This window comes from Myxococcus sp. AM009 (assembly GCF_013372605.1).
Taxonomy (GTDB): domain Bacteria; phylum Myxococcota; class Myxococcia; order Myxococcales; family Myxococcaceae; genus Myxococcus; species Myxococcus vastator.
This window is the reverse complement of record NZ_JABXEP010000345.1, coordinates 1-1,364: the sequence shown is the minus strand read 5'-3', so window position 1 is coordinate 1,364 and position 1,364 is coordinate 1. Positions and strand designations below refer to the sequence as shown.

1 protein-coding gene is annotated in these 1,364 nt (G+C 68.0%); it reads right to left on the bottom strand.

What is annotated here, in order from left to right; genetic code table 11:
• Window positions 1-106: 106 nt before the first annotated feature.
• On the bottom strand, window positions 107-1,364 hold a 1,258-nt coding region (locus HV824_RS35755), incomplete at its 5' end, for a hypothetical protein (RefSeq protein ID WP_255208622.1).

Genomic DNA, 1,364 nt, shown 5'->3' with positions numbered 1-1,364 from the left:
GACGGGCGGGGGCACGGGAGCCGATTCTGGGGGGACTCATCTTCTCCAGTATCGGTTGAACCCGGAAAAAGTTGCGTCCCTGGGCGTTGCAGCCGTGCCGTCGAGCCTATGCGACGCGCTGGCCGAACGGCGGGTCGAACAGGGCCGGGTCTGACTGACGCGAGCGGAAGAGGTCGATGATGTAGTTCATCCGCTGGTCCAGGCGGCTCCAGTCTTCCGCCCCGGAGCCCTCGAGGCTGTCCGGGCTCTTGTCGAACTGCGCCAGCAGCTTTCGCAGCTCGGGGCTTTCGATGGTGCGCAGGTGCGGCGGGAAGAGCGTGGACTCCATGCCCGGTGGCGGCGGCAAATCATTGCCCAGCTTCAGCGCGCTTCCGGGAACGGCCAGCTTCATCATGTGCTCGGTGGCGAGGCGGCGGAACGCGCTGGCCATGCGCTCCACCACGGGGCCGAGCGCGGCGTCCACCACGCCTGACTTCAGCGCGGCCTTGCCCGCGAGGTTGGCGGGGAAGAGCAGGGCGTTGATGCTCGCCTCGATGGTCTGCCGCAGGATGCCGTGGAAGGTCTCCTTCATGGGGGCGTTGAGCGCCTGCTCGATTTGCGGCTGGAGCCTTCGCTGCTCGTGCAGCCCCACCTTGTTGTTGGCCAGGAGCATCAGCTCGGCTTTCTTCTTCGGGTCCTTCTCGAACATGGCCTGGGCGTAGTGGCCGAAGGCTTCCTCCAGCACCGGCTTGTCGGCGGGGAACTCGCTCAGGTACTGCGCGACTTTCGCCGTGTCGTACTGGGTGTCGCCCTGGAAGGTCGCCACGAAGCGGGAGAGCTCCTGGCCCACCTCCTCGAACACCCGCTTGTTGCCCTCGGAGATGGCCAGGCTGACGTTCTGGATGGCGTCATTGCCGGCTGAGCCGATGTCCGCCAGGGGAAGGGCGGGCAGGCCCAGCTTGCGCAGCAGGTCGTCGACCTGGGAGAGCGGCCGGGTGACGCCGTCGAGTCCCTTGAGCACGTCGGTGAAGAACCTGGGCATGTCCTCGCCGCGGATGCTCACGCCGGCCTGCTTCGAGGCCCAGGTCGCGAAGGTGGACCAGTTGGCGTTCTCCGTGCCCAGGAGCTGACCCACGGCGTTGGACAGGTCGGAGTAGCTCTGCGTCACCGCCTGGTTGCGGACCACCAGGTCCTTCATGGCGCAGATGTGCCGCACGTCCTCGGGGGAAGGGTAGGTCCCCGGCTCGACGCGGGGGCCCTGGAGTGGGCTCGAGCCGGTGGGCTCGGCGGCTGGGTCGCACGAGGGCGCCGGGAGCCTCAGCTCGTTGCGAGGAGGATGTGTGGGCTCCCCGGACTCCGTGGGGCGCTCGGGGGCACGGGGATTG